21 protein-coding genes and 1 tRNA gene are annotated in these 22970 nt (G+C 63.2%); 17 read left to right on the top strand and 5 right to left on the bottom strand.

The genetic code is table 11. From position 1 onward, the window contains the following. Positions 1 to 176: 176 nt before the first annotated feature. Both B5527_RS41520 and B5527_RS41515 read left to right on the top strand, forming a co-directional pair. Entirely contained in the window at positions 177 to 1829 is a 1653-nt protein-coding gene (locus tag B5527_RS41520) for an acetolactate synthase large subunit (RefSeq protein WP_079606659.1), read from the top strand. A 119-nt stretch (positions 1830 to 1948) separates the two neighbouring features. Further along, the gene (locus tag B5527_RS41515; protein WP_079606658.1) at positions 1949 to 2539 is read left to right on the top strand and encodes an NADPH-dependent FMN reductase; all 591 of its coding nucleotides are present in this window, start codon (positions 1949 to 1951) and stop codon (positions 2537 to 2539) included. A 202-nt stretch (positions 2540 to 2741) separates the two neighbouring features. Here the strand turns inward: B5527_RS41515 and B5527_RS41510 are convergent, their stop codons facing one another. Further along, positions 2742 to 3428, bottom strand: coding sequence for an antibiotic biosynthesis monooxygenase family protein (locus tag B5527_RS41510; RefSeq protein WP_079606657.1), 687 nt, complete (start codon positions 3426 to 3428; stop codon positions 2742 to 2744). A 249-nt stretch (positions 3429 to 3677) separates the two neighbouring features. Next, a tRNA-Gly gene (locus B5527_RS41505) sits at positions 3678 to 3752 on the bottom strand. A 249-nt stretch (positions 3753 to 4001) separates the two neighbouring features. Here B5527_RS41505 and trxA point away from each other — a divergent pair. The 3 genes from trxA (at position 4002) to B5527_RS41490 (ending at position 7275) form a co-directional block, all read left to right on the top strand. Beyond that, positions 4002 to 4919, top strand: a complete 918-nt coding sequence (gene trxA / locus B5527_RS41500) for a thioredoxin (protein ID WP_079606656.1) — start codon at positions 4002 to 4004, stop codon at positions 4917 to 4919. A gap of 26 nt (positions 4920 to 4945) precedes the next feature. Beyond that, the gene (locus B5527_RS41495; RefSeq protein ID WP_079606655.1) at positions 4946 to 5620 is read left to right on the top strand and encodes an LON peptidase substrate-binding domain-containing protein; all 675 of its coding nucleotides are present in this window, start codon (positions 4946 to 4948) and stop codon (positions 5618 to 5620) included. A 98-nt stretch (positions 5621 to 5718) separates the two neighbouring features. After that, positions 5719 to 7275: a CYTH and CHAD domain-containing protein gene (locus B5527_RS41490; protein WP_079606654.1), complete on the top strand. Its 1557-nt coding sequence runs from the start codon at positions 5719 to 5721 to the stop codon at positions 7273 to 7275. Between the two features lie 263 nt (positions 7276 to 7538). Here B5527_RS41490 and B5527_RS41485 read toward each other — a convergent pair whose 3' ends face one another. After that, positions 7539 to 7889, bottom strand: coding sequence for a hypothetical protein (locus B5527_RS41485; protein WP_079607894.1), 351 nt, complete (start codon positions 7887 to 7889; stop codon positions 7539 to 7541). A 95-nt stretch (positions 7890 to 7984) separates the two neighbouring features. Between B5527_RS41485 and B5527_RS41480 the strand changes: the two genes are divergently transcribed. The 3 genes from B5527_RS41480 (at position 7985) to B5527_RS41470 (ending at position 9726) form a co-directional block, all read left to right on the top strand. Continuing rightward, positions 7985 to 8521, top strand: a complete 537-nt coding sequence (locus tag B5527_RS41480) for a TetR/AcrR family transcriptional regulator (RefSeq protein WP_079606653.1) — start codon at positions 7985 to 7987, stop codon at positions 8519 to 8521. Between the two features lie 62 nt (positions 8522 to 8583). Beyond that, a complete protein-coding gene (locus tag B5527_RS41475) occupies positions 8584 to 8781 on the top strand; it encodes a Trm112 family protein (RefSeq protein ID WP_079606652.1) in 198 nt (65 codons plus the stop codon). A 3-nt stretch (positions 8782 to 8784) separates the two neighbouring features. Then, positions 8785 to 9726 (top strand): alpha/beta hydrolase, encoded by a 942-nt coding sequence (locus B5527_RS41470; protein WP_079606651.1) that lies wholly within the window; start codon positions 8785 to 8787, stop codon positions 9724 to 9726. 345 nt (positions 9727 to 10071) lie between these two features. Here the strand turns inward: B5527_RS41470 and B5527_RS41465 are convergent, their stop codons facing one another. Further along, the gene (locus B5527_RS41465; RefSeq protein WP_079606650.1) at positions 10072 to 11292 is read right to left on the bottom strand and encodes a ubiquinone biosynthesis hydroxylase; all 1221 of its coding nucleotides are present in this window, start codon (positions 11290 to 11292) and stop codon (positions 10072 to 10074) included. Positions 11293 to 11493: 201 nt separating this feature from the next. Between B5527_RS41465 and tesB the strand changes: the two genes are divergently transcribed. The 9 genes from tesB (at position 11494) to B5527_RS41420 (ending at position 22347) form a co-directional block, all read left to right on the top strand. Next, positions 11494 to 12354, top strand: a complete 861-nt coding sequence (tesB, locus tag B5527_RS41460; RefSeq protein ID WP_079606649.1) for an acyl-CoA thioesterase II — start codon at positions 11494 to 11496, stop codon at positions 12352 to 12354. Positions 12355 to 12661: 307 nt separating this feature from the next. Next, complete coding sequence (locus tag B5527_RS41455) at positions 12662 to 13000, top strand: P-II family nitrogen regulator (RefSeq protein ID WP_079606648.1); 339 nt, start codon at positions 12662 to 12664, stop codon at positions 12998 to 13000. A gap of 78 nt (positions 13001 to 13078) precedes the next feature. Beyond that, a complete protein-coding gene (locus B5527_RS41450; RefSeq protein WP_079606647.1) occupies positions 13079 to 14383 on the top strand; it encodes an ammonium transporter in 1305 nt (434 codons plus the stop codon). 309 nt (positions 14384 to 14692) lie between these two features. Further along, entirely contained in the window at positions 14693 to 15031 is a 339-nt protein-coding gene (locus B5527_RS41445) for a P-II family nitrogen regulator (RefSeq protein ID WP_028348349.1), read from the top strand. A 40-nt stretch (positions 15032 to 15071) separates the two neighbouring features. Continuing rightward, complete coding sequence (locus tag B5527_RS41440; protein ID WP_079606646.1) at positions 15072 to 16514, top strand: ammonium transporter; 1443 nt, start codon at positions 15072 to 15074, stop codon at positions 16512 to 16514. A 254-nt stretch (positions 16515 to 16768) separates the two neighbouring features. Next, positions 16769 to 17983 carry an aminotransferase class I/II-fold pyridoxal phosphate-dependent enzyme gene (locus tag B5527_RS41435; protein ID WP_079606645.1) on the top strand — a complete coding sequence of 405 codons (1215 nt, stop codon included), beginning with the start codon at positions 16769 to 16771 and terminating at the stop codon, positions 17981 to 17983. A 12-nt stretch (positions 17984 to 17995) separates the two neighbouring features. Further along, complete coding sequence (locus B5527_RS41430; protein WP_079606644.1) at positions 17996 to 20437, top strand: DNA translocase FtsK; 2442 nt, start codon at positions 17996 to 17998, stop codon at positions 20435 to 20437. 139 nt (positions 20438 to 20576) lie between these two features. After that, a complete protein-coding gene (locus tag B5527_RS41425) occupies positions 20577 to 21386 on the top strand; it encodes an outer membrane lipoprotein carrier protein LolA (RefSeq protein ID WP_079606643.1) in 810 nt (269 codons plus the stop codon). A 145-nt stretch (positions 21387 to 21531) separates the two neighbouring features. Beyond that, positions 21532 to 22347 carry an exodeoxyribonuclease III gene (locus tag B5527_RS41420; protein WP_079606642.1) on the top strand — a complete coding sequence of 272 codons (816 nt, stop codon included), beginning with the start codon at positions 21532 to 21534 and terminating at the stop codon, positions 22345 to 22347. A gap of 119 nt (positions 22348 to 22466) precedes the next feature. Here the strand turns inward: B5527_RS41420 and B5527_RS41415 are convergent, their stop codons facing one another. Continuing rightward, on the bottom strand, positions 22467 to 22910 hold the full coding sequence (locus B5527_RS41415; protein WP_079606641.1) for a cyclic nucleotide-binding domain-containing protein: 444 nt from the start codon (positions 22908 to 22910) through the stop codon (positions 22467 to 22469). Positions 22911 to 22970: the final 60 nt, after the last annotated feature.

Raw genomic sequence — 22970 nt, 5'->3', positions numbered from 1 at the left:
TCTTCCATGCGCAGAACGATCCCGATCTTCTTTGCTAAAATAGCATGCAGAATGCCCGATGAGATCAGCGACATCGGTGTCGCCTGCGAAAGACGATCGGTATATCTTTCCTGCCGGCAAGGCGCGGAGGTCGCGCCCGCGGCGCTGCACCGCCCCGAGCACCAGGAGCGAAAGCGATGACCAAAGGCGCCGATCTGCTGGTTGCCGCGCTGGAAAGCGAGGGCGTCAAACGCATCTTCGGCCTCCCCGGGGAGGAGAACCTGGATGTCGTGGAATCGCTTCGTAATTCACGAATCGAGATGATCCTCACGCGGCATGAGCAGGCGGCGTCGTTCATGGCCGCCACCCAGGGCCGCCTGACCGGGAGGCCCGGCGTTTGCCTGTCGACCCTGGGCCCGGGCGCGCTGAATTTCACCACCGGCGCGGCCTACGCGCATCTCGGTGCGATGCCGATGCTGATGATCACCGGCCAGAAGGCCATCAAGAGCGCACGGCAGGCGCGCTTTCAGATTGTCGATATCGTGGGCGCGATGCGCCCTCTGACCAAGATGACGCGGCAGATCGTCTCCGCCGCCTCGATTCCGACCATCGTGCGCGACGCCTTCCGCGTTGCGGTCGAAGAACGGCCCGGCCCGGTCCATATCGAACTTCCCGAGGATATCGCCGCCGAGCAAGCCGACGTCGCCCTGGTGCCACCGCATCCGATCGACCGGCCGGTCGCGCCGGCCTCGGCGCTGGATCGGGCGGTTGCCATGATTCTTGCGTCGAAGCATCCGCTTATCATGATCGGGGCTGCCAGTAACCGGCCCCGGCTGGTCGAGCCGCTTTCCGATTTCGTGCGCCGCTGCCGCATCCCCTTCTTCAACACGCAAATGGGCAAGGGTGCGGTAACGGGCGGATCCAACCTCTATCTGGGAACGGCGGCGCTCTCGGAGCGCGACTATGTTCACGACGCCATCGATTGCGCGGACCTGATCATCGCCATCGGCCACGACACCGTCGAAAAGCCGCCCTTTCTGATGAGCCAGATCGGCGGCCCCAGGGTGCTGTATGTCGGCTACGTCTCGGCGACCGTCGAGGAAGTGTTTCATCCCGACGCAGAAGTGGTCGGCGACATCGGAGCGACCGTCACCGCGCTGGCCGATCGATTGGACGGAGCGCTTGTTCCGGATCCGGATATCCTTGCCTTGCGACGGGAAATACTCGGCCACATCAACGAACGCGCCGACAGCGATCAGTTCCCGGTGATCCCGCAGCGGCTGGTCAGGGATGTCAGGGCCGTCATGCCCGAAGACGGCATCGTCTGTCTCGACAACGGCATGTACAAGATATGGTTCGCGCGAAACTATCGCACGCATGTCGCCAACACGCTCCTGCTCGACAACGCTTTGGCCACCATGGGCGCAGGCCTTGCGTCAGCCATGGCGGCCAAGCTCCTCGACCCGCATCGCCGCGTCATGGCGGTGTGCGGCGACGGTGGCTTCATGATGAACAGCCAGGAACTCGAGACGGCGATGCGTCTGAAGCTCAATCTGGTTGTGCTGATCGTCGAGGACCGGGCTTACGGCATGATCCGCTGGAAGCAGGCGGTCGACGGGTTTGCCGACTTCGGCATGACGTTCGGAAATCCCGATTTTGTGAAGTACGCTGAATCCTATGGAGCGCGTGGCCACCGCATCGCAGCCGCCGGCGAACTCGTTCCGACGCTGGAAGCGGCCTTCGCCGCCGGCGGCGTTCACCTCGTGGTGGTGCCGGTCGATTACAGCGAGAATACGCGCGTGTTTGTGGACGAACTCGGCGGCCGGGCGCCGGAGACTGAGCCGGGCTGACGACGCGCGGGACGACACCGGCGGAGACACAGGGGGTTTCGCTCGCGGCATCAGGCACTACATGTTCGAGCGAAGCGACAATCGCGATCACCATCGGCTGCATGCTCGCGGGATGCTCCATGACCCATCGCATTCTCGTATTCTACGGTTCATATCGCTCGGATCGGATGGGAATCCGCCTCGCCGATTATGTCGTGAAGGGTCTCCGCGCACGCGGCGAGGATGTCGAACTGATCGACGCCAAGGCCGTGGGATTGCCGATGCTCGATCGGATGTACAAGGAGTATCCGGCGGGTTCAGCGCCGGAGCCCATGGCGGCGCTTGCAGGCAAGATTCGCGCGGCCGATGCATTCGTCTTCGTCGCCGGTGAATACAACTGGGGAATGCAGCCGGGCCTGAAAAACCTCACTGACCATTTTCTCGAGGAGTGGTTCTGGCGGCCGGCCGCCATCGTGAGCTATTCGGCGGGACGCCTCGCCGGGGCGCGGTCCAATTTTCTCTGGCATGGAACTCTGTGCGAGATGGGCATGGTGGTGATCTCGAGCACGCTGAGCCTTGGACCGATCGCGGAGACGCTGACCGCCAATGGCGAGCCGCAAGGTCATGCCGGACAGCACCTTGACGGCGCCTTCCCGCGCTTTGCGGATGACCTGGCGTGGTGGGCCGAGGCTGCACGGTCGCAACGTGCGCGAAAGGCGCCGCCGTACTGAACCATATTGTCACCGACTGGCGGCCGATTGCGCACGATCTATTTTTTCCTGGGCGGGTGTGTACGTAATCCAGTCCGCCGCGGGGCGTTGTCTGGCCACTTATATTCAGGTCGCATCGGGTCCGGAGACTCTCCGGGCGTTCCACAGCGGGCCCAGCCCTTCCTCGTGTGCCACTGCGCCTGATGATGCACGGTCGGCACCGTCACGAATGGATCGTGACGGCGCCCTTGGCGTCGGGATAATATTGCGGCGCCTCGCGGCGGTCGAACATGCCGTAATCGCGCACCACGCGGACACGGCGCGCCCGAAACCCATCCGGCACGGTGAATTCGTTGTCGAACGCCTCGGCGGCGGCATTGTCGCGCCACGAAATCATCAGAATGAGTTCGCCCGGCGTCAGCACGGCGTCGAACACGTCCCACGCCACGAGGCCGTCCGCATCCGGATTGAGGCCGAGAAATTCGGCGCAATCGGCGGCATTGCCGGTCTCGGTCCACGCCTTCGGCCGCGTGGCGTTGATCAGAGTGATCGTGGTGCCTTCGCCGACTTCGGTTTCATCGAGCCTTTGTTCACAAAGCGCGTGACCGGGCGGCAGCTGATTGTCTTTCGTCACCTGTCCGACCCGCAGATGATAATTCTGCAGAATTTCGGAGCGCCCTTTCGCCTGCGCATCGTGGTGCCTGACTTTGGTACGCCAGCGGACGAGGGATTTTTCATCCCGCCAGCCAGACAGCGACAATATCAGGCCTTCCCGGGTGAGGCTGCGGTAGCGAATGTTGTCGACAAAGCCGTCGATCTGCTCAAGCTCCGGCCGCAACATCTTGGCCTTGTCGAGATACGCATTCCATTGTTCGGCGCGTGGTTGAACCTCGAAAATCACGGAAAACATCGGCACTCCTCCCCGTTACACGCCTGCTATGCAATAGAGGACCTCGACCGGCGTTGCGCCTGGGATGCGGACCCCGCGATCGACGAATTTTGGTGATATCGAGAAATCCCGTGGTCTACGGTCAGCTCAACGACGCGTTCACAGCGCCGCCGCCTTACAACCTCTCGACAACCCGTTCGGTACGCGGTTGTCACCCGTGTCTTAGGTACGCGGTGTTACCTATCTGTCCGGGCCGGACAATTCGAGTCTTGGAGCGGGCGAAGGGATTCGAACCCTCGACCCCGACCTTGGCAAGGTCGTGCTCTACCACTGAGCTACACCCGCATCCGAGAGGCTGGCGGCGATGGCTCGCCGGCAACGGGCAGAGCTATGCCAAATGCGGCCCGCGAATGCAACAGCCGGCACGTGGCCTTCGAATCGGCGGATAGGGGGGTTATCCTCGGAAATACGTCGAAATCAACCCGGAACGGGGCGAACCGGGTTCCGCGGATTGCAAATTGACCTTGCAAGCGCCAATTAACGCCCGGGCCGTGCTAGAATCGGCTCAATTGCAGACATCAGGCGAGGATTCCCGTGACGATAGAAGAGCAGGGTAGCGGCCCGGCGCCGCAGGCGGCTTCGGATCTGATCAAGGAGACGACCACCCAGACGTTCGTGAAGGACGTCATCGAAGAATCAAAACGCCAGCCGGTGCTGATCGACTTCTGGGCGCCGTGGTGCGGCCCCTGCCGCCAGCTCACGCCGATCCTCGAGAAGGCGGTCAATGCCGCCAAGGGCAAGGTCAAGCTGGTCAAGATGAACATCGACGAGCATCCGGCGATCCCGGGCCAGATGGGAATCCAGTCGATCCCGGCCGTAATCGCCTTCGTCAACGGCCAGCCCGCCGACGGCTTCATGGGCGCTGTTCCGGAAAGCCAGGTCACCGCCTTCATCGGCAAGCTGACGGCCGGCATGCCGGGCGAGCCCAATATCGCTGATATCCTCAAAGAGGCCGAAGCCGTGCTGGCGGAGGGCGATCCCGCCACCGCGGCGCAAATCTATGCCGAGGTGCTGGCGGCGGATGCCACCAATATCGCGGCGCTCGCAGGCCTTGCGAAATGTTATGTCACGACCGGCGCGATTGAACAGGCCAAGCAGACCCTTGCCATGGTCCCGGAATCGAAACGCAACGACCCGGCCGTCAAGGCGGTGCAGGCGTCGATCGATCTCGCCGAGCAGGCCAAGGCGCTCGGGCCTCTGACCGAACTGGAACAGAAAGTCGCCGCAAATCCGCTCGATCATCAGGCGCGTTTCGATCTGGCGACCGCGCTCAATGCCAGCGGCAAGCGCAGCGAGGCGACCCACCAGCTGCTCGAAGTGGTCAAGCGAGACCGGAAATGGAACGAGGACGGCGCGCGAAAGCAGTTGGTGCAGTTCTTCGAGGCCTGGGGCCCGACCGACGAAGCCACCGTTGAGGGGCGAAAGCGGCTGTCGACGATCCTGTTTTCATAGCGCGCAGCTAACAGCGGGGCCGCCCTATGCCGATCAATGCCGAATATCGCGGGCCCGGCGACCTTCCTCAGGTGATTCCGGTGTTTCCTCTGCCCGGCGCACTGTTGCTGCCGCGCGGTCAGATGCCGCTCAACATCTTCGAGCCGCGCTACCTGGCGATGGTGGACGATGCGCTGCGCGACGGCCACCGGCTGATCGGGATGATCCAGCCCGACGTTTCGCACTCGCGGGACGAGGCCCATCCAAAATTGTTTCGGGTCGGCTGCGTCGGGCGCATCACCCAGCTCGCCGAGGCCGGCGATGGCCGCTATATCCTTGAACTCACCGGCATCGCGCGGTTCAAGGTGCTTGAGGAAATGACCGCGCTGACCGCCTACCGGCAATGCAAGGTGGATTACTTCCCCTACATCGACGATTTCACGGCGCGCAAGGGCGAAGAAGCTGTCGATCGCGACGCGCTGCTCAAGGTGCTGACGGATTTCCTGAAAGCCAACAATCTCAAGGTCGACTGGGAGGGCGTCGAAAGCGCACCCAACGAGGCGCTGGTCAACGCGCTGGCGATGATGTCGCCCTACGGGCCGCCGGAAAAGCAGGCGATGCTGGAGGCTCCCGACCTCAAGACCCGCGCGGAAATCCTGATCGCGGTCACCGAGATGGATCTGGCCAAGAAACGCACCAGCGGCGATCCGCCGCTGCAGTAACGGAACCGTTCTAGATATTGGCGCCCTCGCGCCGGGAACCTTTGGGGTCGTTGTCTGATTGGGACGCTTGAATCCGAGTCCTGGATCGGTGCCGGCGCGTGTCATCCCCGAAAGAAATCGAAATCAAGCTGCAGCTGCCGTCCGCGAATTTCGCGCGGCTGCACGCGATACCCTTGATCCGCCGGGCGGGAAAATCGAAGCAAAGTGAAATACAGAACTCGATCTACTTCGACACCAAGGGCCTCAAACTGAATCGCAGCGGTTTGACGTTGCGGATCCGGCATGCCGGCGGCCGCTATATCCAAACCATCAAATCCGATCAGGGAAGCCCGTTCGAACGCGGAGAATGGGAAGCCGAAGTCAGGGACAATCGGCCTGACCTGAAACATGCGGCCGCGCCGGTGCTGGAACCGTTGGGGATCAAGAAACTCCGCAAGCGGCTGCGCCCGGTATTCGAAACCCGCGTGCAGCACACGACCTATCCCATCAGGCGCAAGAACTGCGACATCGCATTGACGATCGACCGCGGCGAGATCGATGCGGGCGTGGGCGCGCTACCCTTGTGCGAGGCGGAGCTCGAGCTGAAGCGGGGCGACAAGGCGCGGTTGTTTGAGGTCGCGCGGGCGTTTGCCCACGCCGCCTCCGCTGAGTTGGCTGTCAAGAGCAAGTCGCAACGCGGTTACGAGTTGCTCGCCGGCGAGGACGCCGGGGCTGCAAGAGGCGAGGCAATTGAGATCGCGCCCGATATGCCGGCAAAGGACGCCTTTCGCGCGATCGCGTTTGCTTGCCTGAAGCAGATCATCGCCAACAAACCGGCCATCGTTGCGAGCGAGCGCGACGGCATCCATCAAATGCGCATCGGTTTGCGCCGGCTGCGCGCGGCGATCTCGCTATTCCCGGACATCGCTGCCGATCCGACCGAGCGCAAGATCAAGGCCGAGCTGAAATGGCTTACGGGCGAACTTGGCCCCGCGCGCGAATTCGACGTGTTCCTGAACCGCGTGGTGGCTCCGCTGGAGCGTAGCCACGCGCGATTGACCGGAATGCAAGGCTTGTCCCATGATTTGGCGGACCGGCGCGAGGCCACCATTGCGCGGGCATTGGCCGCCGTCTGCTCGAAACGATTCCGCGAGTTGACCCTTGATGTCGCCAGGTGGCTGGAAACCGGCGGCTGGTGGGAGCCGCCAAGCAAGCCCGCGCGGGAGCGGTGGGAGGAGCCGATCGAGACCGTCGCCCGCGCGCAGCTCAAGCGGCGCCGGAAGAAGATCCGCAAGCGCGGCCGCATTCTGGAAAAGCTCGATCCTCATGCGCGCCACAAACTTCGGATCGAAGCCAAGAAAATGCGTTACGCGACCGAATTTTACAAAACCGTCTTCACCGGCAAGAAGCAGGAAAAGCGGCGCGCGGCCTTTCTGTCGGCCTTGAAGGACATGCAGGATTGCTTTGGGGATCTGAACGACATCGCCGTCCATGAGCAGCTCGCGACCGGGATCGCCGAGGCATCGGCTGCCCGATCGTCGCGGCCGTCGCGGCGCGTCTTCGCTGCCGGCTTGCTGACGGGTCTCGAGGAAGCCCGGTTGAAGCCGGCGCTCGCCGCCGCCCGGCAGGCGTTCTGCGCCTTCGAGAAACTGAGACCTTATTGGCGCCAGACCTAGCGTCACCCGCTGCCGGCGATCCGCTTTCGAATCGAACGCGATTGCACGACGATGATACCCGCGCTTTAAGGCTGCTTCCTTTTTTGATAGCAGCGCAACTTCCCTTTAATGCTGGCCACGCTGCGGGAGCGCCGCGCGTGAATCGTGATGCGGGGCCGCGCTTTCCGGGGGGCAGCGCGAACCCGGAATCTGGAAGTTATCATCTCGGGATTCCGGGTTCGTGCTCCGCACGCCCCGGAATGACGGTTGCTGGTCTGCCTAGGTTAGTATCCCGCGACCGCCAGCGCTACCACCGTGCTGAGTGCCAGCCAGCCAAAATGCCGGCCGCGCATTGCCCAGGCGTTGGCGAGCGCGCCAAATGCGAACACGCAGGCGAGCGTGACCACGATCCAGTGCCGCGCCGGCTCCGACGCCATCAAGGGCGCGGCGATCAGGAGCACGCCGCCGCCGATCCACGCCACCGTGCCGGCCTGCCACACCAGCCGGATCAGGGTCCGCAGCCGCGCCGGTTCGATGCTGGCGCGCGCAAACACCTTGGTTTCGCCGAGCACGCCATGGATGATCGCCACCGCGATCGCGGCCAAACCCGAACATTGCAACAGCACATCGCGCATCGGATCACCTCCATACATGACTGTATGGAAACTGTGATCGCCGTGCTGGCAACTGTCAATACAGTTGTGTATGGTGATATGTCGCAGGAACAGGCATGACCGATCAACTCTCAGCAAAAGACTGGCTCGACCAGGGCCTCAAAACGCTGGCCCATAGCGGCTTTACGGCGCTGAAGGCCGAACCGCTGGCCAAGGCGATGGGGGTGTCGCGCGGCAGCTTTTACTGGCATTTCGCCGACGTCGAGGCGTTCCATGCCGCGATCCTCAAGCATTGGCGCGAGGTCGCCGCCGAGCAGGTCATTGCCAACCTTGAGGCCGCTTCCGACAACGGCAACCCGTTGCCGCTGCTGCTGCGGCAGGCGTTCGGCAGCAAGCTGGCGCTGGAGAAGGCGGTTCGCACCTGGGCGGCGTTCGACCCCGCGGCCCGCGCCGCGGTGCAGGCCATCGACCGGCGCCGCTTGAGCTATGTGGAGAGCCAGTTCAGGGCGTCCGGGTTTGCCCCCAGGGTCGCCCGCGCCCGGGCGCAGATTCTCTATTGGGCGTTTGTCGGTTTTGCGCTGTCGGATCGCCCATTGCCGCGGGCGAGACAGCAGGCGGTGCTCGACGAACTGCTCCGGATGACCCGGCGATAGCCGCGGCTACACGCTTCGAGCGGATATGCTACAGGAGCGAAACGCAAGCCGGAGACCCATGCATGACCGCCCCGCCCGAACGCCTTGAAGGCACCGTCGATCCAAAGCTGCTGGAAATCCTGGTCTGTCCGCTGACCAAGGGTCCGCTGGAGTTTGACCCAGCGAGGCAGGAATTGATCTCGCGTTCCGCAAAGCTCGCTTATCCGATCCGTGACGGCATCCCGATCATGCTGCCAGAAGAAGCAAGAAAGATCGATTAGCGCATGCGACCCCGAAAGATCATCGCTGCGCTTGCAATGCTCTGTCTTGCCGTCATGACGGTGAGCGTATCCGCTGAAGAAAGCAAAATCCGCGTCGGCGCCATCGACGCGGTGCTGACGGTGCCCTCGGAGGTCGAACGGCCGCCTGTCGCGCTTTTGATCGCGGGCTCCGGATCCACCGACCACGACGGCAACGGACCGCAGATCAAGCCCGCCACGCTGAAGAAACTCGCGGAACAACTGGCCGCGCGCAAGATCGCGACGCTGCGCTATGACAAGCGCGGCGCGGGCGGATGGAAACCGGAATTCGGACGGCCGGAGGATTTTCGCTTCAAGGATTACGTCGACGATGCCGCCGCGCTGGTGAATTATCTGCGCAGCAGCGGAAAATTCTCCAAGGTCATTCTGGTCGGACACAGCGAGGGCGGCCTGGTCGCGATTCTCACGGCGCGGCGTGTGCCGGTCGACCGCCTGGTTTTGCTGGTTACCGCTGCCCGGCGGCAGGGCGACCTGCTCAAGGCCCAGCTGGAAAAGACGCTGGCTCCCGACGTCTACAAGCCGATGGCGGACGCCATCGACGCCATCATGTCCGGGCAGATCGTCGATCCGCTGCCACAGGGGTTGTCGATCCCGCCGGCGATGCAGCCCGGCATCGCCTCGGCCTTCACCGAAGACCCGGTCGTCCCCCTGAAACTGATCGATCAGCCGACGCTGATTGTCGGCGGCGGCCGCGACCGCCAGGTGGCGCGACTGGATTTCCTGGCGCTCAGCACAGCGTCACCGGCCGCGAAAACACTTTGGCTGCCGGACATGAATCATGTTCTGGTCGATGTCGCCGACGAGGCCGACGATTTGGCAGCCTACAATCAGGCGGAACGTGCGCTGGACCCGGCCATGATCGATGCGGTCGCGGCTTTTGTTTTGGCGGACGACACGGCGAAGTAAACGACCTCATCCCGAGAGGGCGTGAAGCAATGTCTCTCGTGTCCCGAACGCGGTGCAGCGTTCTTCACGCTGCTCCGCAGAGCCGGGACCCACGGATACGGGTCCATAATGGACCCCGGATCAGCAGCGCACCGCCATAGCGCGTCGAAGACGCGCGCAACCGCGCTTATGGCGCTGCACAGCGTCCGGGGCACGCCAAACCCTCATCCTGAGGAGCGCGCCCTGCGCGCGTCTCGAAGGATGGAAAGCCCCGCTGAGCGATCTCCGGCCTCATCGTTCGAGACGCTCAAAGATGCGCTCCTCACCATGAGGTTACACACCGCGGTTGCAGGAGCAGACGGGCGTCTACAAAGCCTCGCCCTTCAACAGCCGCGGCACCTCGCCCGCCAGACCCGCCGCCTGCCGGATGAACATGCTTTTCAGCGGCGGAGTGCGATCGACCAGCCCGAGCCCGATATCGCGCACCGCGCGCAGCACCTTCGATTCGTTCGAGAACAACAGATTCAGTGAATTGGTGGCGAGCCCCATCGCCATCGTGTCGAACCGTCGCCAGCGCTGATAGCGGTCGAGCACGTCGGCCTGACCGAGGTCCATGCCGATCCGGGCGGCATCGACAACCACTTCGGCAAGCGCTGCGACATCCTTCAGGCCCATGTTGAGCCCCTGCCCCGCGATCGGGTGAATCACATGCGCGGCGTCGCCGACCAGCGCCAGCCGTTCGCCGATGAACGAGCGCGCCACGAAATAACCCAGCGGAAACGCCCGCGGTCTGTCGAGTGCCTTGATCTCGCCGAGATGCAGGCCAAAGCGCTGTTCGAGTTCGCCGTGAAATTCATCTTCGCCAAGCGCGACGATGCGCGCCGCCTCGGTACGCTTCTCGGTCCATACCAGCGACGAGCGTCGTCCCGTCAACGGCAGGATCGCGAACGGCCCGGCGGGAAGGAAATGTTCTTCGGCGCGGCCGTGATGATCGCGCTCATGGCCGACGGTGACGACAATCCCGGATTGATCGTAATCCCAGCCATGGGTGGCAATCCCGGCGCGTTCGCGCAGTTTCGAGCGGGCGCCATCGGCCGCCACCAGCAGGCTCGCCTCGATCGCGCCGCCGTCCGCCAGCGTCACGTCGACACCATCGGGGCGTGCATCGAATGTGGTGACCGCGGTGGCGCGAAGGCCGATGCCCTCGGCTTCCGCGCGCTGGACCAGCGCATCGATCAGATGCCGGTTTTCAATCATATGCGCGAAAGGTTCACCCGGCTCGACATCACCTGCGAAGGTCAGGAACACCGGACGGGTCGCATCTTGCAGGCCGGAATCGGTGACGACCATGTCGAGAATCGGCTGCGCCTGGGACGCGACCTGATTCCACACCCCGATCGCCTCGAACAGCCGACGGCAGGCGGCGACGATGGCGGTCGCGCGCGGATCGCGGCTCGGCCGCGCCGCCAGCGCCGGGTCGGCAACGATAATGGGGATATCGGCGCCGAGGCCCTGACGCAGCGCTAGCGCCAGCCCCAGCCCCGCGAATGCGCCGCCACCGATGACAATGCTTCGCTGTGCCGACATTCCGTACCCTTACTCGCTCACGTCATCTAGACTTGCTACCTGACTATAGCTGGGCGAAACAGGGCCGCGAAGCAAGGTTCGTGGCCCCAAGGTGGCGATTCCGGGGCGCGCGGCATCATGGGCCCGGAACCTGGCAGTTATCATCTCCGCGTTCGAGGCTTCGCCTCACCCCGAAATGACGGGGAAATTGGAAACACACACATGTCCAACGGCCTGATTGACCTGATTTCCATCCTCGACCTCGAGCCGCTCGAGGTGAACCTGTTTCGCGGCAACAGCCCGAAGACGAGCTGGCAGCGGGTGTTCGGCGGGCAGGTGATCGGACAGGCCATGGTGGCGGCGTGCCGCACCGTCGAAGGCCGGCTGCCCCACTCGCTGCATTGCTATTTCATTCTGCCCGGCGATCCGCAGATTCCGATCATCTACGAGGTCGAACGGCTGCGCGACGGCAAGAGCTATTCGACCCGCCGGGTCACCGCGATCCAGCACGGCAACGCGATCTTCTCGATCATGGTGTCGTTTCACGTCGAGGAACACGGCGCGTTCGACCATCAGGACAAGATGCCGGACGTGCCGCCGCCTGAAAAACTCACCGCCGAGGAAGTGGCAAAACAGCCGATGTTCCGGGAGATGCCGGAATTCATCCGCCGCTATTACGAATCCGACCGCCCGATCGAGCTACGCCCGGTCGAGCTCAGCCGCTATTTCGGCCAGAAGATCGACGACGGCCGCATCCATGTCTGGATCCGCACCGCCTCGAAACTGCCCGACGATCCGGCGCTGCATATGTGCGCGCTGGCCTATGCATCCGATTTCTCGCTGCTGGATGCGGCGATGGCGCGCTACGGCAGGACGCTGTTCGACAAGCGGATGATGCCGGCGAGCCTCGATCACGCGATGTGGTTTCATCGCCCGTTCCGCGCCGACGAATGGCTGCTTTATGCCCAGGATTCCCCGAGCGCGCAGGGCGGGCGCGGCCTGACCCGCGGCATGATCTTCAAGCAGGACGGCACGCTGGTGGCCTCGGTGGCGCAGGAAGGCTCGCTTCGCGAGCGGAAATAACGCTGGTTCCGGATAGCGGCTCGGCGGGCCGTGGGACGCGAAGAACTGGGATCGCTGACATTTCATCCCCTTAAGGCCCCGCAACGGACGGGCGCGCCGGCCCGTCCGTGGGGAGGAATCCGTTTCGCGGTGGATTATCCCGCGGCCTGCAGGGACTTGGCCACCAGAGACAGAGCGACCGCCATTCTTTTTCCGGTGGGCCTTGCAACTTTTTGTGCCATTTGCTCGGAAAGATGCCAGACTTGCGCGCTGGCGCAAATCACGGCGCGACTGCCCTTTTCAGAATCCGGGAAATGAAGGCCTGACCATGAAGCTCGTTGTTGCCATTATCAAACCATTCAAGTTGGACGAGGTACGCCAGGCACTCACCGCGATCGGGGTCAGCGGCATGACTGTCACCGAGGTCAAGGGTTACGGCCGCCAGAAAGGCCACACCGAGGTCTATCGCGGCGCCGAATATGTGGTGAATTTCCTGCCGAAGCTCCGAATCGAAATCGCGGTTGCGTCAGATCTCGCTGACAAGGCGGTTGAGGTCATTACCGCGAGCGCGCGTACCGGCCAGATCGGCGACGGCAAGATATTCGTGACACCGATCGATCACGCCTTGCGGATCCGAACCGGCGAAACCGACAGCGACGCGCTCTAGGTTCTCGCAACTCCGTCGCATCCGGCAACGACGCCGTGCGCGCGATCAATAAAATCATACCTGGCTGGGGAAATACCAATGGGGGCACTATCGTGTCGTGCAGCGAAGCTGGCTGCGCCGACTAGTTTTGCGACGATCTTGTTCGCGACACCGGCCTTCGCCGAAACGTCGACCATCAATGCCGCCGACACCGCGTGGATGATCGTCGCCACCGCGCTGGTGCTGATGATGACGATACCCGGTCTGGCGCTGTTTTATTCCGGCATGGTTCGCAAGAAGAACGTGCTGGCGACGATGGCGCAAAGTCTCGCCGCTGTGACCGTTATTTCGATTCTCTGGGTGGCGTTCGGCTACTCGCTGGTGTTCGTCGGCGGCGGGCCCTGGCTTGGCACGCTGGACCGCTGGTTTCTTACCGGCATGACCATGGACAGCGTCAATCCCGCGGCGAAGACGATTCCGGAGAGCCTGTTCATGCTCTACCAGATGACGTTCGCGATCATCACGGTGGCGCTGGTGGCGGGCTCGGTCGCCGATCGCATGCGGTTCTCGGCGTATCTGTTATTTTCCATCGGCTGGTTCATGTTCGTCTACGTGCCGCTCGCGCACTGGATCTGGGGCGGCGGCTTTCTCGGCACCGCCGGCGTGCTGGATTTCGCCGGCGGCCTCGTGGTGCATCTCTCAGCCGGGGTCGGCGGGCTGGTGGCGGCCAAGGTGATGGGACGACGCCACGGCTATGGTACCGAAAATCTTTCGCCGTTCGATCTGTCGCTTGCCGTGATCGGCACCGGACTGCTGTGGGTCGGCTGGTTCGGCTTCAACGGCGGATCGGCCCTGGCCGCGAATTCGCGCGCGGTGATGGCGATCATCGCCACCCATCTGGCGGCCTGTGCCGGCGCGCTGACCTGGGGCGCGATCGAGTGGTCGATCCGGCGCAAGCCGTCGGTGCTCGGCATGATTTCCGGCGCGGTCGCGGGCCTCGGAACGATTACCCCGGCCTCCGGATTCGTCGCGCCGTGGCACGGCATCGTCATCGGGGTGATCGCGGGCCTGGTGTGTTTCTGGGCCTGCACCTGGCTCAAGCACCGTTTCCGCTACGACGATTCGCTCGATGTGTTCGGCGTCCACGGCATCGGCGGAATGACCGGCACCTTGCTGACCGGGGTCTTTGCGACCGCCTCTATCGGGGGGACCTCGGGTCTGATCGAAGGCAATCCGCAGCAATTGCTGATTCAGTTCTACGGTGTGGCGGTCACGCTGGCGTGGTCCGGAGGGGTCACCTACGTGCTGCTGAAGCTGGTCAGCTCCTTCGTTCCGCTGCGGGTGTCCAGGGAACACGAACTGGAGGGGCTCGACATTTCGCAGCATGGCGAAGCCTTGCAGTAGAATTTCCCCATCTCGATACCTCTATCCTGCCCTTGCCGTGGGCAGGATTATGTCCGAAGCCTGTCATGCTCACGTTTTAGGCTGGGGTGACTAGACTTTGAGCGCGACCGAATAGCGCAGTCCGGGCCGATTCCCATAAAGGCTGAAAAGCTGGTTGTTCATAGTCCGTTAGGCAATCCGACTGATCTGGCACGGCATTTGATTCTATGGGTCTCGGCTGTGCCCGCGTAGTGAAACTTCTCCGCGTGGTGAACCTCAGTCGAGAACGCCCGGTCGCGTCTGGACCGGGCCCAAGCGGGGATAGGACCCATGAAAATTGTTATGGCGATCATCAAGCCATTCAAGCTCGAAGAAGTCCGTGACGCCCTGACCGCCATTGGCGTTCACGGTCTAACGGTGACGGAAGTCAAGGGATATGGCCGGCAGAAGGGCCATACGGAAATTTATCGCGGTGCTGAATACGCGGTGAGCTTCCTGCCCAAGATCAAGATCGAGGTCGCTATCGCCTCGGACCAGGTCGACAAGACCATCGACGCCATCACCTCGGCTGCAAAGACCGGACAGATCGGCGACGGCAAGATCTTCGTCATCAACCTCGACCATGCGGTTCGCATCCGCACGGGAGAGGCCGATGCCGCGGCACTCTGATCTCTCGCGCTCAACCTTTTTCCAATCAGGAGTATAACAAATGACGTTCAAACGTCCCTATAGCGCGGGATTGGCGGCCCTCGCAGTCGGCCTGTTCGCTGCGACCGCTGCCTATGCTGAACCGACCGTCAACAAGGGCGACAATGCCTGGATGCTGACCTCGACAGTGCTGGTGCTGTTGATGACGATTCCCGGCCTCGCCCTTTTCTACGGCGGCCTCGTCCGTTCCAAGAACATGCTCTCGGTCCTGATGCAGGTATTCTACACCGTCTGCATCGTCACCATCCTCTGGGCGCTTTACGGCTACAGTCTCGCTTTCACCGGCGGCTCCGATTTCATCGGCGGCTTCTCGAAGGCCTTCCTGATGGGCGTGACGACGGACTCCAAGGCAGCGACGTTCAGCGTCGACGCCAACATCTCGGAGCTGGTGTATGTCTGCTTCCAGATGACCTTCGCGGCGATCACTCCCGCCCTCATCGTCGGCGCCTTCGCCGAACGCATGAAGTTCGCGGCGGTGGCGCTGTTCATCCCGCTCTGGGTGACGCTGATCTACTTCCCGATCGCACATATGGTCTGGTACTGGGCCGGACCGGACGCGATCTCGGATGCGGTCAAGGCGCTCGCTGCGGCGGGTGACGCGGCGGCAAAGGCCGCGGCGCAGGCCAAGCTCGATGAAGTCAACGCCGACGCCGGCTGGGTCTTCAAGAAGGGCGCGATCGACTTCGCCGGCGGCACCGTGGTGCACATCAACGCCGGTATCGCAGGTCTCGTCGGGGCGCTGCTGATCGGCAAGCGTGTCGGTTACGGCAAGGACCTGATGGCTCCGCACTCGCTGACCATGTCCATGATCGGCGCCTCGCTGCTCTGGGTGGGCTGGTTCGGATTCAATGCCGGATCGAACCTCGAAGCCAATGGCGGCGCTGCGCTCGCCATGACCAACTCCTTCGTTGCGACTGCGGCGGCGGCACTGTCCTGGATGTTTGCGGAGTGGATCATCAAGGGTCATCCCTCGATGCTCGGCGCGATCTCGGGCGCGGTGGCGGGACTTGTGGCGGTTACGCCCGCGGCCGGCTACTCCGGTCCGATGGGAGCGATCGTGCTCGGTCTCGTGGTCGGCGTGGTCTGCCTGTTCATGGTCACCGTGGTCAAGAACGCGCTCGGATACGATGACTCGCTCGACGTGTTCGGCGTCCACTGCATCGGCGGAATCGTCGGCGCGCTCGGCACCGGCATCCTGGTGAATCCGGCGCTCGGCGGCTCCGGCATCATGGACTACACCACCGGCAAGATCGCCGATTACGACTTCACCGCGCAGATGATCTCGCAAACCTGGGGCGTCTGCACCACACTGGTGTGGTCGGGCGTCGGTTCGGCGATCCTCTACAAGGTCGTCGATGTCATCGTCGGCCTGCGTGCCAATGTCGAGACCGAACGCGAAGGCCTCGACATCACCGAGCACACCGAGCGCGCCTACAATATGTGAGTTCTCCCGGGGCGCGATCTCCAGAGATCGCGCCCATAACTACGGTTTGGGCACATACCCGGCAATGCCCCGACCGTTGAGGGGCTCCAGCGCAAGCTGGGGCCCCTTTCTTTTTGAACTAACGGGGGATCTGGATAACCGCCCCGGTCGTCGATGGTTAATCGCGTCTTAACCTCGCCGTATCTATGGTGGTTTGATCCGCTTCCGGCCGGTCTCGAAGATCGGCTGCCCCACGAGTGCTGGCGCTTTAAAGTATGGCAATGACCGCTTCATCCCGGGCGCCGCAGGGCGCCGGAAGTCCGGAAAGCGAACGCTCGCCCTTCGCGCGGCTGACCGAATTACTGGCCCCCTATCAGCCGGGTAAGCCATTGATTGCGCTGTCATTGGGGGAACCGCAGCACCCGGTTCCCGCCTTCGTCGGCCCGGTGCTGGCAAAGCATATCGCCGATTTCGGCCGCTATCCGATCGCCAAGGGCACCGAGCCGTTCCGGCGGGCCGCCGCCAACTGGCTGTCGACCCGGTTCGAGCTGCCCCGCGGGATCGACCCCGAGACCGAGCTTCTGGTGCTGAACGGGAGCCGCGAGGGGCTGTTCTTCGCCGCCCTGACCGCCGCCCGCTATGTCGGCGAGCGCAAGGGCAAGCCCGCAATCCTGATGCCCAATCCGTTTTATCCCGCCTATGGCGCCGGGGCGCGCGCGGCGGGCTGCGAGCAGATCTATCTGCCGACCACGCTCGGCAACGGATTCCTGCCCGACCTCGACGCGCTCGACGATGCCACGCTGGCGCGAACGGTCGCGATCTACATCGCCTCGCCGGCGAATCCGCAAGGCGCGGTAGCCTCGAAGAAATATTTCGGCCGCCTGAAGCAATTGGCCGACCGTTTCGGCTTCATGGTTCTGAGCGACGAATGCTATTCGGAGATCTATACGAAAGAAGCGCCCGGCAGCATGCTGGAATGCGCCGGTCCCGATTTTTCCAATGTGGTTGCGTTTCAGTCGCTGTCGAAGCGCTCGAACCTGCCGGGCATGCGTGTCGGCTTCGCCGCCGGCGACAGGAAATTTCTCGGCATGTTTCACGAGTTGCGCAACGTCGCCGCGCCCCAGGTGCCGGTGCCGCTGCAGCATGTCGCGATCGCGGCCTATAGCGACGAGGCGCATGTCGAGGAGAACAGACGGCTTTACCGCATCAAATTCGATCTCGCCGATCAGATCCTCGGCAACCGCTATGGCTATCACCGGCCGGCCGGCGGCTTCTGCGTCTGGCTCGACGTGTCGGCGCGCGGCGGCGATGAAGCGGCGACGATAAAACTCTACAAGGACGGCGGCGTGCGCGTGGTGCCCGGGAGCTACCTGGCGCGGCAGCAACCCGACGGCAGCAATCCCGGCGCCGGCTACATTCGTCTGGCGCTGGTGCAGGACAGTGAAACAACAGCCGAGGCTTTGCACCGGCTGGTCGAAATTCTGGATTAGTCGCAGGGCCCCATGAGCATGCCAGCGATCGAACGTGTCATTCCCCTGGTCGGCCAATTGCCGGCGTCGATCCGCGAGGCACTGGCGCGGCGGCTGCGCGAACTCGCGGGATTGAGCCTGATCGCGATGTCCGGCGTGGCGGCGGCGGCGCTGATGACGTGGTCGGTGCAGGATCCGAGCTTCAGCCACGCGACGGCGCGCGCAATCCGCAACATCGTCGGCTATCCCGGGGCGATCGGCGCCGATCTCCTGATGCAGATTCTCGGCCTCGGCGCGATCATGCTGATTCTGCCGGTGGCGGTGTGGGGCTGGCGCATGCTGACCCACCGCACCTTCGACCGCGAAGCGCTGCGAATCGGCTGCTGGATACTGTGCACGGTGACGGCGGCGGGCTTTGCCAGCTGCTGGCCGCATGGCGGCGCATGGCCGCTGCCGACCGGGCTCGGCGGCGTGGTCGGCGACGCGCTGGTGCGTGCACCGGCCGTCGCGTTCGGCCCCCCCGGTTTCTTCTATCGCCTCGTCCTTGGATTGATCCTGTTCGCCGTCATGGCCGCGACGTTCCTGATCACCGCCGGCCTGGGGTCGCGCCCTCAGGACGATGAATTGACGGCGATCGAGGATGACGACGCCGTCTTCGTCGAAGAAGATGACCGCAGTTCGGTCTCGCTCGGATGGGCGTTTCACGCCGCGATGAGCGCCAAGGCGCGGTTGTCGCGGCTGCTGGTTCTGGCCTATCGCTGGCTGGTCGCAAGTGCGCCGCCGCCACGGGCCTCCTCGTTCGAGCGTCAGGAGCCGAATCTTGGCGACCGCGTGGCTCCGGCGCTGGCACCACAGGCCGAGGAAGATTTCGAGGACGAAGACGACGACGAGGAAGTTCCGGCCGCACGCGCCCCGCGCAAGAAGGCCGCACCGCGCGCGCCCGCACGCAAGTCATCGGACAAATTCGAACTGCCTTCGGTCTCGGTGCTGACCGCCCCCAAGGCTTCGGACCGCCAGCCGCTTAACAAGTCGGAACTGGATTCCAACTCGCGCGCGCTGGAAGGCGTGCTCGGCGATTTCGGCGTCCGCGGCGAAATCGTCAAGGCCCATCCTGGGCCGGTGGTGACGTTGTACGAGCTCGAGCCCGCGCCCGGCATCAAATCGTCGCGCGTCATTGGGCTGGCCGACGACATCGCGCGTTCGATGAGCGCGCTGTCGGCGCGCGTCGCGGTCGTTCCCGGCCGCAACGCCATCGGCATCGAGTTGCCGAACGCGCATCGCGAAAAGGTCTATCTGCGCGAGCTGCTTTCGGTAAAGGACGGCAACGAGTCGGTCGCCAAGCTTCCGCTTTGTCTCGGCAAGAATATCGGCGGCGAATCCATCATCGTCGATCTCGCGCGGATGCCGCATCTGTTGATCGCCGGCACCACCGGCTCGGGCAAATCGGTCGCCATCAACACCATGATCCTCAGCCTGGTCTACCGGCTGCGTCCCGATCAGTGCCGCCTGATCATGGTCGATCCGAAAATGCTCGAACTGTCGGTCTATGACGGCATTCCGCATCTGCTGACGCCGGTCGTGACCGATCCGAAAAAGGCCGTGGTCGCGCTGAAGTGGGCGGTGCGCGAGATGGAAGAGCGCTACAAGAAAATGTCCAAGCTCGGCGTGCGCAACATCGACGGCTACAATCAGCGTCTTTTGGAAGCGAAAAACAAGGGCGAGGAGCTGACGCGCACGGTACATACCGGCTTCGACAAGGAAACCGGCAAGGCGGTCTATGAGGACGAGAAGCTTGATCTCGACCCGCTGCCCTACATCGTCATCATCGTCGACGAAATGGCCGACCTCATGATGGTCGCCGGCAAGGATATCGAGGGCGCGGTGCAGCGGCTGGCGCAGATGGCGCGCGCCGCCGGGCTGCATGTGATCCTCGCCACCCAGCGGCCGTCGGTAGACGTCATCACCGGCACCATCAAGGCGAACTTCCCGACCCGTATCTCGTTTCAGGTCACTTCGAAAATCGACAGCCGCACCATTTTGGGCGAGATGGGTGCCGAGCAGCTGCTCGGACAGGGCGACATGCTCTATATGGCCGGCGGCGGACGCATCAGCCGCGTGCACGGGCCCTTCGTCTCGGACGAAGAGGTCGAGAAGGTCGTCCGCCATCTCAAGACGCAGGGCCAGCCCGAATACCTCGAAGCTGTCACCGCGGAAGAGCCGACCGATGAAGACGGCGCGGTGTTCGATGCCACCGGTATGGGCGGCGATGGCGGCGGCGACCTGTTCTCGCAGGCGGTGGCGATCGTCAAGCGCGACCGCAAGGCTTCCACCAGCTACATTCAGCGCCGGCTGCAGATCGGATATAACCGCGCCGCGTCGCTGATGGAGCGAATGGAACTCGAGGGCATCGTCGGACAGGCCAATCATGCCGGAAAGCGCGAAATTCTGGTCGAAGAAGAAGAAAGCGGCTTTTGAGAGTATCGTCGATCAGACAGCGCTGGCGGAATTGGCGTCACATTTTCATGGAAAAACGATACCTGCTTTTGCCGAACCACGATAAAATGCCCAAAAGCCCGGACAGGACGACGCGTTGATTATAAATCCGAAACTTCGAATGCTCGAACAATTCGCCCGTCCCGGCTTGCGCGCTGCCTTGGCGTTGCTGGTTGCGGCATCCGTATCAGGCATGGTGGTACCCTCCGCCGCGCAGACGGTGCCGATTCCAAAGCCTGCGCCAAAAGCCCGCGACGTGCAGATGAGTGCCTCGGATGCGCAGAGGGGTCCGATGACAACCGGGACCACCTCGACGGTGCCGCCCAACCCGGTGATTCCCGATCCGCGCCGCAATCTGCCTGCCAATATCTTTGCGACCTTCGATGCGAATCAAAAGGCGCAGGCCGCCAGGGTGAGTGCTTATCTGTCGTCGCTGCAGACCCTGGTCGGGAATTTCGTCCAGGTCGGGCCTGACGGAAGCAAAACCCAGGGTGACTTTTATATCCAAAAGCCCGGCAAGGTCCGGTTCGAATATGACGCGCCGAGCCCGATCGACATCATCGCCGACGGATCGTCGGTGGCGGTGCGCGACCGCAAGCTTGCGACCCAGGACATCTATCCGCTGTCGCAGACGCCGCTGCGCTATCTGCTGTCGGACCGCATCGATCTCCTGAAGGACACCAATGTCGTCGCCGTGACCGCGGACAACATGTTCATCAGCGTCACCATCGAGGAAAAGCACGCGCTGATCGGCACCAGCCGGCTGATGCTGATGGTCGGCGCCAAGGACGGCCAGCTCAAGCAGTGGACCGTGACCGATCCGCAGGGCTATGACACCACGGTGGCCGTCTACAACCTGGATTCCACCAAGAAAGTCGATCCCAGCCTGTTCAAGATCGATTTCACCAATTATCCGACCTCGCCGGGCTAGCCCCTCGCTTTACCCTGAGCGCGCGCACTGTTCGCGCGCGTCCCGAAGGATGGCCGCACAATCAACTCATCCATCGTGACGCAGCCAAGTGGCCCCGCTCGGGATGAGGCGTGTCTTTCTGCGCCTGTCCTGATAGATCCTGCCCATGCGCTTCTCCCTGACAACCTGGAACATCAATTCGGTGCGCCTGCGCATCGATCTCGTCGCTAAATTCCTCAAGGCGGTGAGGCCGGACGTACTGTGCCTGCAGGAAACCAAATGCGTCGATGACGCCTTTCCGCTGAAGCGTTTTCGGCGCCTCGGCTATGAGCACGTCGCGCTGAACGGGCAGAAGGGCTATCACGGTGTCGCGGTGGTCTCGAAACTGCCGTTCGAGACCACGGATATCCGCACCTTCTGCGACAAGATCGATTCGCGGCACATCTCGGTTGCGTTCGGCGAGAAGGCGCAGCTGTCAAAACCGCTGGTGCTGCACAATTTCTACGTTCCGGCCGGCGGCGACATTCCGGATCCCGTGCTCAATCCGAAATTCGAGCACAAACTTCGATTTCTCGACGAGATGAAAGCGTGCGAGCCGTTGCATCCGCGCGGCGACGACAGGCATGTCCTGGTCGGCGACCTCAATGTGGCGCCGCATGAGAACGACGTGTGGTCGCACAAGCAGCTATTGAAAGTCGTGTCGCACACCCCGATCGAATGCGAGAAGCTTTTGGCGGCGCAGGCGCACGGCGAATGGATTGACGTTGCGCGCGAACGCATTCCGCTGTCGGAAAAAGTCTATACGTGGTGGAGCTACCGCGCCGCCGACTGGACGCTGGCCGACCGCGGCCGAAGGCTCGATCACATCTGGGTATCGCGCGCGCTCAAGGAAAGCGTCAGCGATTTCCGGATCGCGCGGGACGCGCGCGGCTGGGAGCGGCCGTCCGACCACGTTCCGGTCACGGTGACGCTGGAGGTATGAATTGTCTTATTTTGTCATTCCGGGGCGCTCGTGAAGCGAGCGAACCCGGAATCCGGAAATTGTCGGCACGAGATTTCGGGTTCGCGCTGACGCGCCCCGGAATGACGGATTCCTGGCGCTCAGACACTCAGCTTCGCGCCCGCCATCAGGATATCGCTGGCGATCTGGCTGGTGCGGTTGGCGAATTCGTCGCGCAGCCGGCGCGCCGCGGCGGGATCGCTTTCCAGCACGCGCTGAAACAGGCTGCGTGCGACCCGGATCACCGAGGAATGCTCCAGCGCGAGCGCGGTGGACGGCCGCTGCATCGGGACGATCAGCGCCAGTTCGCCGATCAACGCGCCCGGGCCTGCTACCATTTCGGCGCCGCCGCCATCCTCGATCCGGAACGCGCCGCGCTGAACGATAAACCCGGCATCGGCATCGTCGCCGGCATTGAACAGCGGATCGCCGCGCGCGACATCGCGCTGCTCGGAGCCGATCGCCAGCATGCGCAAAGCGGTCGTTCCCAACAGGCGTAGTGTCGGGACGCGCTCGAGCAGGGCAACATCATCTTCGATCGACATGCAGGACCGGTGATCGCGACGCGCTGGTTAGGCCAATCAATACGAATCGTTGCCCGAATC

Origin of the sequence: Bradyrhizobium erythrophlei, from assembly GCF_900129425.1 — a bacterium.
GTDB classification, from domain to species: Bacteria; Pseudomonadota; Alphaproteobacteria; order Rhizobiales; family Xanthobacteraceae; genus Bradyrhizobium; species Bradyrhizobium erythrophlei_C.
The sequence above is the reverse complement of the archived record's forward strand: the minus strand, read 5'-3'. Positions and strand labels throughout refer to the sequence as shown.

Bases quoted from the DNA above. Each gene is read 5' to 3' on its own strand.
- B5527_RS41520 (WP_079606659.1), top strand. From the start codon at position 177: ATGACCAAAGGCGCCGATCTGCTGGTTGCCGCGCTGGAAAGCGAGGGC.
- B5527_RS41515 (WP_079606658.1), top strand. From the start codon at position 1,949: ATGACCCATCGCATTCTCGTATTCTACGGTTCATATCGCTCGGATCGG.
- B5527_RS41510 (WP_079606657.1), bottom strand. From the start codon at position 3,428: ATGTTTTCCGTGATTTTCGAGGTTCAACCACGCGCCGAACAATGGAAT.
- B5527_RS41495 (WP_079606655.1), top strand. From the start codon at position 4,946: ATGCCGATCAATGCCGAATATCGCGGGCCCGGCGACCTTCCTCAGGTG.
- B5527_RS41485 (WP_079607894.1), bottom strand. From the start codon at position 7,889: ATGCGCGATGTGCTGTTGCAATGTTCGGGTTTGGCCGCGATCGCGGTG.
- B5527_RS41480 (WP_079606653.1), top strand. From the start codon at position 7,985: ATGACCGATCAACTCTCAGCAAAAGACTGGCTCGACCAGGGCCTCAAA.
- B5527_RS41475 (WP_079606652.1), top strand. From the start codon at position 8,584: ATGACCGCCCCGCCCGAACGCCTTGAAGGCACCGTCGATCCAAAGCTG.
- B5527_RS41470 (WP_079606651.1), top strand. From the start codon at position 8,785: ATGCGACCCCGAAAGATCATCGCTGCGCTTGCAATGCTCTGTCTTGCC.
- B5527_RS41465 (WP_079606650.1), bottom strand. From the start codon at position 11,292: ATGTCGGCACAGCGAAGCATTGTCATCGGTGGCGGCGCATTCGCGGGG.
- tesB (WP_079606649.1), top strand. From the start codon at position 11,494: ATGTCCAACGGCCTGATTGACCTGATTTCCATCCTCGACCTCGAGCCG.
- B5527_RS41455 (WP_079606648.1), top strand. From the start codon at position 12,662: ATGAAGCTCGTTGTTGCCATTATCAAACCATTCAAGTTGGACGAGGTA.
- B5527_RS41450 (WP_079606647.1), top strand. From the start codon at position 13,079: ATGGGGGCACTATCGTGTCGTGCAGCGAAGCTGGCTGCGCCGACTAGT.
- B5527_RS41445 (WP_028348349.1), top strand. From the start codon at position 14,693: ATGAAAATTGTTATGGCGATCATCAAGCCATTCAAGCTCGAAGAAGTC.
- B5527_RS41440 (WP_079606646.1), top strand. From the start codon at position 15,072: ATGACGTTCAAACGTCCCTATAGCGCGGGATTGGCGGCCCTCGCAGTC.
- B5527_RS41435 (WP_079606645.1), top strand. From the start codon at position 16,769: ATGGCAATGACCGCTTCATCCCGGGCGCCGCAGGGCGCCGGAAGTCCG.
- B5527_RS41430 (WP_079606644.1), top strand. From the start codon at position 17,996: ATGAGCATGCCAGCGATCGAACGTGTCATTCCCCTGGTCGGCCAATTG.
- B5527_RS41425 (WP_079606643.1), top strand. From the start codon at position 20,577: ATGCTCGAACAATTCGCCCGTCCCGGCTTGCGCGCTGCCTTGGCGTTG.
- B5527_RS41420 (WP_079606642.1), top strand. From the start codon at position 21,532: ATGCGCTTCTCCCTGACAACCTGGAACATCAATTCGGTGCGCCTGCGC.
- B5527_RS41415 (WP_079606641.1), bottom strand. From the start codon at position 22,910: ATGTCGATCGAAGATGATGTTGCCCTGCTCGAGCGCGTCCCGACACTA.